Source organism: Rhizobium sp. P1_C7, assembly GCF_056406295.1.
This window is the reverse complement of sequence record NZ_JBFUAL010000008.1, coordinates 282,843-290,166: the sequence shown is the minus strand read 5'-3', so window position 1 is coordinate 290,166 and position 7,324 is coordinate 282,843. Positions and strand designations below refer to the sequence as shown.

5 protein-coding genes and 1 tRNA gene are annotated in these 7,324 nt (G+C 60.4%); 5 read left to right on the top strand and 1 reads right to left on the bottom strand.

The window, feature by feature from the left end; all coding sequences use genetic code 11:
• Positions 1-82 precede the first annotated feature (82 nt).
• The 5 genes from AC1D2R_RS15360 (at position 83) to fabI (ending at position 5,929) form a co-directional block, all read left to right on the top strand.
• Positions 83-159: transfer RNA gene (locus AC1D2R_RS15360), tRNA-Met, on the top strand.
• 568 nt (positions 160-727) lie between these two features.
• Positions 728-2,986, top strand: a complete 2,259-nt coding sequence (locus AC1D2R_RS15355) for a DUF3141 domain-containing protein (protein WP_477968123.1) — start codon at positions 728-730, stop codon at positions 2,984-2,986.
• Complete coding sequence (locus AC1D2R_RS15350; RefSeq protein ID WP_477968122.1) at positions 2,983-3,936, top strand: phosphate acetyltransferase; 954 nt, start codon at positions 2,983-2,985, stop codon at positions 3,934-3,936. The genes AC1D2R_RS15355 and AC1D2R_RS15350 overlap by 4 nt, the downstream gene beginning before the upstream one ends.
• A gap of 3 nt (positions 3,937-3,939) precedes the next feature.
• Positions 3,940-5,118: an acetate/propionate family kinase gene (locus AC1D2R_RS15345; protein WP_477968121.1), complete on the top strand. Its 1,179-nt coding sequence runs from the start codon at positions 3,940-3,942 to the stop codon at positions 5,116-5,118.
• 25 nt (positions 5,119-5,143) lie between these two features.
• A complete protein-coding gene (gene fabI, locus AC1D2R_RS15340; protein WP_477968120.1) occupies positions 5,144-5,929 on the top strand; it encodes an enoyl-ACP reductase FabI in 786 nt (261 codons plus the stop codon).
• Positions 5,930-5,999: 70 nt separating this feature from the next.
• Here fabI and AC1D2R_RS15335 read toward each other — a convergent pair whose 3' ends face one another.
• The gene (locus AC1D2R_RS15335) at positions 6,000-7,319 is read right to left on the bottom strand and encodes a glucoamylase family protein (RefSeq protein WP_477968119.1); all 1,320 of its coding nucleotides are present in this window, start codon (positions 7,317-7,319) and stop codon (positions 6,000-6,002) included.
• Positions 7,320-7,324 lie beyond the last annotated feature (5 nt).

Sequence of the window (7,324 nt, the reverse complement as noted above, 5' to 3'; positions counted from 1 at the left end):
GCCCAATGCGGTCCTTTCTGCGTTCTGACCTATATACAGAACAGAACAAACACATCGAGTGACCAAAAAGGCACTCAGTTGGCGCGGGGTGGAGCAGCCCGGTAGCTCGTCAGGCTCATAACCTGAAGGCCGCAGGTTCAAATCCTGCCCCCGCAACCAAAATTTACGAACGATATCAGCAAGTAAGCCCTCCCATCGTGGAGGGCTTACTTGCGTTTGCGGACGAGCACACTGACCTTGCCCCAAGTGTTATGTTTTATCTGTTTTATCCAGTTTTGAGCGAGGAGACCGCAGCCAGGCGGCCATGTATAGTCGGGTCGGCGGGTTTGCCGATTTGGCGTCCGCCGACGGCACAATCACCACTTTTTGGTACAGTTCCCTGAGGACGCTGAAATGACGCTGCACGTCGTCGTGTTCGTAAGCGCCAGAGCCCGCAACCGTCCCAGACCGTCGATGGCCCGTTGGTACATGGACCCACCGACCACAACGTCTTGGGTGAGCCCGTGCGCTTGACCGAGGACGCGGCCGGCAGGAAATGCTTCGACGGAAGTGTCACGCAAACGATACTTTTGGGCACTATCCTGGGGCAGCTGTTGTGTGAAGTCGTGAAATGAGCTTTTCTACGCATCTGAACGTCGCCGCACTCTCGCCGCGGATCGAATGACAACCCAGACGATCGCGTTTGGCATTGCCTATGGATGCCTCCCTTATCCGCAGAGGAGTAGACATGATGTCTGATCTGGCCAGCATTTCGAACACGCTGATGTTTACCAACCCGCTCACAGCCTACTGGACCGATGCGTGGCAGCGCTCGGTGCTGTACCTGGATGTCATGAGGGCGCGTGGCGCACAGTACGAGGAACAGTCCGCACGTAGCGCTCCGCATGTATTGGATTACGCCGCAGAGCTTGTCTGCGATGGCCGCAGCCTTGAGAAGCCCGTCAATTACCTGCTGGCGCACATCATCCCGCCGGCGGGTGTCGTCATCGATGAGACCAAACGTCCGTTTGTCGTCGTCGACCCGCGCGCCGGGCACGGACCCGGAATAGGCGGGTTCAAGGCCGACAGCGAGATCGGCGTGGCGATGAAGGCGGGGCACGTATGCTATTTCATCGGTTTCCTGCCGGAGCCCGTGCCGGGCCAGACTATCGAAGATATTGCTCACGCGGAAGCAACGTTCTTGGAGATTGTCATCGCGCGCCATCCGCAAGCCGACGGAAAGCCGTGCGTCATCGGTAATTGCCAGGCGGGCTGGGCGGTCATGATGCTTGCGGCGCTGCGACCGGAGCTGTTCGGACCGATTATCATTGCGGGTACGCCGCTTTCTTACTGGGCAGGCGTGGAAGGCCAGTATCCGATGCGCTATTCCGGCGGTCTTCTCGGTGGAAGCTGGCTGACGGCCCTGACCGGCGATCTCGGTGCCGGCAAGTTCGACGGGGCCTGGCTGGTGCAGAACTTCGAGAACCAGAACCCTGCCAACACGCTGTGGAGCAAGCAGTACAACCTCTACTCCAAGATCGACACCGAAGCCGAGCGCTATCTCGGTTTCGAGCGCTGGTGGGGCGGACATGTCACGCTGAACGCAGAAGAAATGCAGTTCATCGTCGACGAACTGTTCGTCGGCAACAAGCTTGCCGCAGGCGAGATACGTACCTCCGACGGCACAGCGGTCGACCTGCGCAACATCCGCTCGCCGATCCTGGTCTTCTGCTCGAAGGGTGACAACATCACGCCGCCACAACAGGCATTGGACTGGATCCTCGATCTCTACGACAGCGTTGACGAGATACGCTCCCTTGGGCAGACCATCGTCTATACCGTGCACGAGAAGATCGGTCATCTCGGGATCTTTGTCTCCGCCGGCATCGCGCGCAAGGAACACGACGAATTCGCGTCCAATATCGATCTGATCGATGTCCTGCCTCCCGGCCTCTACGAGGCGGTTCTCGAACCCGTCGGAGATGCCGTCGATCATCCGGAGCTGGTCACTGGCCAATGGATCATGCGCTGCGAAGCGCGCACACTGGATGATATCCGCGCCCTTGGCGGCAACGATATCGAGGACGAGCACCGCTTCGCCGCTGCGGCTCGTCTCTCGGAAATCAATCTTGCGAACTACCGCGCCCTCGCCCAGCCCGCGGTTCGGGCGGCCGTTACGCCGCAGGTTGCCGAGATGGCGCGGCATCTCCACCCCTTGCGCCTTAGCTACGAAATGTTCGGTCCGCGCAATCCGATGCTGGCATGGGTCGAAAGTGCTGCAGAATACGTCCGTGAGAATCGTCGTCCAGTGGCGACCGACAATCTCTTTCTCTCCCTCCAGGAAAAGCTGTCGGAGCAAATCGTGGACGGGTTCGAAGGCTGGCGGGCCATGTCGGAGCGGCTGGCGGAAGAGACGTTCCGCGCGGTTTACGGCGCTGCTCCCCTGCAGGCAGCCCTTGGCATCGATCCGAGTTCCAGCCGCCCGCCGCGCAAGGCGCCCAAAAGTCTTTTGAGCGGCGCGCTCCTGAAGACGCGGGTTGCAGCCTTGAAAGAGAAGATAACGCTAGGTGGTCTGCTGGAGGGCCTTGCGCGATCGCTGCTGTATGTCGGCATGGCGCGGGGTAGCGCTGACGAACGCGGCTTCGAGGTCATCCGCAGAATAAGGCGCAACCAGCCCGCGGCCAGTCAGTTGACTCTCGCGGAGTTCAAGGCGCTGATACGCGAGCAATATTTCATGCTGCTGATCGACGAGGCTGCCGCCCTTGCGGCGATCCCAGCGCTCCTGCCGACAGATATGGACGAGCGCCGGAAGGCCTTCGATGTCCTGCGCGATCTGCTGGAGTCGTCTGGAGTACTGGAGGGTGCGGCGGCCGAGCGGCTCGACCGCGTGGCCGGCCTCTTCAACCTCGGCAAGTCTGATCCTGACAGCGACCCCGTTGTCAGACCTAACGGCAAGCCCGCCCGCCCGCCAACGCGTCCCGATCGAAGAGAAGGGGTTCCCCATTGAGTGACCTGACGACAACGCCCAATCCCTCCAAGTACGACCGCCTGATCGCCGCTGCACGGGACGTGGCACCGGCGGTGACAATCGTGGCGCATCCCTGCGACGAGACCTCGCTGCGGGGCGCGCTTGACGCTGCCGAAAACGGATTGATCGTTCCGGTTCTGGTCGGGCCATCGGCCAGAATCCGGGAAGTGGCCGCGGAGAAGGGGCTCGATCTGAAAGACCACGAGATCGTCGACGCTCCGCATAGTCACGCTGCGGCCGCGCAAGCGGTCGCCCTGATACGGGAGGGCAAGGGCGAACTCCTGATGAAGGGCAGCCTGCATACGGACGAGTTGATGCGCGAGGTCACTGCGTCCGCCACCGGTTTGCGCACCGACCGCCGGATCAGCCATGTCTTCGTGATGGATGTGCCCGGCTACCCCGACACGCTCTTCATCACAGATGCTGCCATCAATATCTTCCCGAACCTCGATGTCAAACGCGACATCGTGCAGAATGCGATCGATCTCTGGATCACGATCGGGCTCGGTCAACCTCGCGTGGCAATCGTCTCCGCGGTAGAGACGGTGACGATAAAGATACCTTCGACCATCGACGCTGCGGCGCTGTGCAAGATGGCGGAGCGCGGCCAGATCACCGGTGGTTTGCTCGACGGCCCGCTTGCTTTCGACAATGCAATAAGTCCGGAAGCCGCGAGCATCAAAGGGCTCACCTCGCCCGTCGCGGGTCGGGCACAGATCATAGTGGTGCCCGATCTCGAGTCAGGAAACATGCTGGCCAAGAACCTGACCTTCCTATCGCATGCCGATGCCGCAGGCATCGTGCTCGGCGCGCGCGTGCCAATCGTGCTGACGTCGCGGGCAGACTCGGTGCGCAGCCGTCTCGCGTCGTGCGCCGTTGCAACCCTCTACGCGGCGGCGCGGCGACGCGGCGCGCAAGTGGTGGGCTGAACCATGGACGCGATCCTTGTCATCAACGCAGGCTCGTCGAGCCTCAAATTCCAGATCTTCGAGGTGGCGGATGCCGGCCTCAGGCGGTGCGTTCGTGGCCAGATCGACGGTATCGGCACGCAGCCCCGTCTCGTTGCGAGAGGGGCTGACGGTGAGGTTCTGGTTGACCGTTCTTACGCGCCCGAAGTGGTCGACCACCTGCCGGCGGCGATCACTGAAACACGCGCCTGGCTGAAGACGCTTGAGGGTTTTACCCTCCGGGCGATTGGCCATCGCGTCGTCCACGGCGGTCCGGATTACGCCAAGCCGATTCTGATCGATCATGACATCCTGGACACGCTCGCCACCTTTCAGGAGCTTGCGCCACTGCACCAGCCAAACAACTTGGCTCCCATCCGGCTCGCCATGGAAATCGATCCCGACGTGCCACAGGTCGCCTGCTTTGACACGGCTTTTCATCGCGGCCACGCACCGCATACGGATTGCTACGCCTTGCCGGCGGCCTACTACGAGCATGGCGTGCGGCGATACGGTTTCCATGGCCTGTCCTACGAATATATTGCCGAGCGATTGAGGCACGTCGCGCCTGACATCGCGGGCGGGCGCATCATCGTTGCCCACCTCGGCAGTGGCGCTTCCATGTGCGCGATGAAAGAGGCGCGGAGCGTTGAGACGACGATGGGGTTCACCGCGCTCGATGGCTTGCCGATGAGCACCCGACCGGGACAGATGGATCCTGGTGTCGTGCTGTACCTGATCGATCAGCAGGGCATGACAGTCGGGGAGGTCACCGACCTTCTCTACAGAGCGTCCGGTCTGAAGGGACTTTCTGGCATCTCCGGTGACATGCGCGACCTCCTCGCCAGCGATGACCCGCATGCGGCTTTCGCCATCGACCACTTCATTCATCGTTGTGCGCTCAGCGCCGGCATGCTTGCGGCGGCGCTCGGAGGTCTGGAAGCCTTCGTGTTTACCGCCGGCGTGGGGGAGCACTCAGCCCCGATCCGCGCCCGCATCAGCGAGCGGCTCTCCTGGCTCGGCGCCGAACTCGATCCTGCGGCAAACGAAGCCGGCGACACAGTCATATCCACTCCAGCGAGCCGTGTTCGCCTTTACGTCCTGCCGACAGACGAAGAGTTGATGATCGCACGGCATACACTTGCTCTTATCAGGACGCCCTGAAGCCAAACTCAAGGAGAAGCTACCCATGTCCATTCCGGTCATCAACGCGCAGCTTCTCCGCGGTCGAAGAGGGCTGATCGTTGGCATCGCCAATGATCGTTCGATCGCCTGGGGGTGCGCACGGGCTTTCCACAGCTTCGGCGCCGAGGTTGCAGTCACCTATCTCAACGACAAGGCCAAGCCCTTCGTGGAACCGCTCGCCCGCGAGGTGGAAGCCTCGATCTTCATGCCGCTGGACGTCTCTGTTCCCGGGCAGCTCGAAGCGGTATTCGACCGTATCGCCAGCACATGGGGTGAGCTCGATTTCGTTGTCCACTCCATCGCCTTCTCGCCCAGGGATACGCTCGGCGGTCGCGTCGTCGATGTGCCTCGCGAGGGCTTTCTGACAACGATGGATGTCTCCTGCTGGTCGTTCATCCGCATGGCACATCTGGCCGAGCCATTGATGAAGAACGGAGGCACGCTGTTTACAATGACTTATTACGGATCACAGATGGTCGTCGAGAACTACAACGTCATGGGTGTGGCGAAGGCGGCGCTGGAATGTGCCGTGCGCTATTTGGCCGCCGAACTCGGGCCAAAGGGGATAAGGGTGCATGCCATCTCCCCCGGCGCGCTGGCCACTCGTGCGGCCTCGGGGATTCCGGAATTCGATTCACTTCTGGAAAAGACAAAATCCAAATCACCCGCCCGAGAGCTCGTCGATATCGACGACGTCGGTGTCGCTACTGCCTTTCTCGCCCACGATGCCGCGCGCCTGATTACCGGGCAGGTGCTCTATGTGGACGGCGGATATCATATCGTCGACTGAGCATTCGGAGAAAATATCGGTTCCTTAGCCGGCATTTGTCGGCGCAAAAGATAGCGACCAGTACACTCATCTAGAGCCAGCCCCCGGAAAATCCCGCGCGTCGCAACCCGGTAACAATGGGTTTGGATTGACGCATTATGTTCCAGAGCAAGCCTGTCCGATAGTTTTCGATCATCAGCACAACCGGCCCTTGGTCGATACCGAAGTGAAACGGGCTGACCCACCAGCCCGTAGAACTGTTTTCCACGGGATATGTCTGGTTGAACGACGGTTTGAAACCGTAAAGCCGTGTCATGCCGAGGTTCATGCGCGCAAAGTGGCGAACAGTCGGTACGACGATTTCCGGCGCGAACGGCAGCGAGGCGATGACGACCCATGGCGCTACAGTTCCATCGTCAGGTCCGAAAGGCGCACCCCGGGCATTGTAGTCGAAGAACTCCCGATCGACTCCCTCTATCTTCCGCTTGCCCCAACCGGGTCCGTCGCACGCAGTGAACCCCCAGCAATGCTCACCATAGCCGGCAAAGTTCATCGGGTTCCGGATTGCGTATTCTTGCTGGATATATGTCGCATGCCGGCTGTTTTCGAAATAGTCGCTGTCATGGTCACGCATGAACGCGTCGCGAATGCCTCGAAAATCTATCCACATGTGTGAGAGTTGATGGGTAAAGAGCGGTCCCGAATACAACAATTCGCGGCCGTAGATATTTCTCCACTCATAGCTCTCAGTGTAGGCGGCATAGGATTCGGGGGGCAATGGATGAGTTGGGGAGCCGAGGCCGATGATGTAGAGCAGCAGGCCTTCATCGTAGCCACGCCAGCGATAGGGGATGAAGCCACTCTCCGGACGCCAGCCATGGGTTAGAGTGGCACCGCCATTGCGGGCCCAATTCCAATCCGCCCGTTCGTACAGCGCCATCGCAAGCTGGCGGATTTCCGCCTCATCGGCGTTGTCGCCATCAAAGTAAGTGGCGACGGTCAAGGCACCAACGAACAGGAACGCCGAGTCGATCGTCGACAACTCGCACTGCCACGCGCGGCGCCCGGTTTCAATGTCTAGAAAATGGTAGAAAAAGCCTTTGTAGCCCGATGAATCAGGCTCAGGCCCCTGCGGGCAGGCCAGGAGGTATCTCAATCGGCTGCGGGTGATCTTTGCCGCAAATTCGCGGATAAGAACGCCGCGTTCTACAACAACTGGGATCGTCGCGAGCGCCATTCCGATCGCTGCGATGCTTGCCGGTGTATTTGGTTCTGTCTTGTCGCGAACCAGCCCGTTGTCCGGATTTGTGCAGTGGAGATAGTACAACAAGGTGGTGAATTGCAGTCGACCGAGGTCCTGATCGGTGGGCTGGCGGTCGACATACGCGTGAGTTGAGAGGGTTTCGGTCATATCCG

Excerpts from the sequence above, each read along its gene's own strand:
- AC1D2R_RS15355 (WP_477968123.1), top strand. The coding sequence starts at position 728 with ATGATGTCTGATCTGGCCAGCATTTCGAACACGCTGATGTTTACCAAC.
- AC1D2R_RS15345 (WP_477968121.1), top strand. The coding sequence starts at position 3,940 with ATGGACGCGATCCTTGTCATCAACGCAGGCTCGTCGAGCCTCAAATTC.
- fabI (WP_477968120.1), top strand. The coding sequence starts at position 5,144 with ATGTCCATTCCGGTCATCAACGCGCAGCTTCTCCGCGGTCGAAGAGGG.
- AC1D2R_RS15335 (WP_477968119.1), bottom strand. The coding sequence starts at position 7,319 with ATGACCGAAACCCTCTCAACTCACGCGTATGTCGACCGCCAGCCCACC.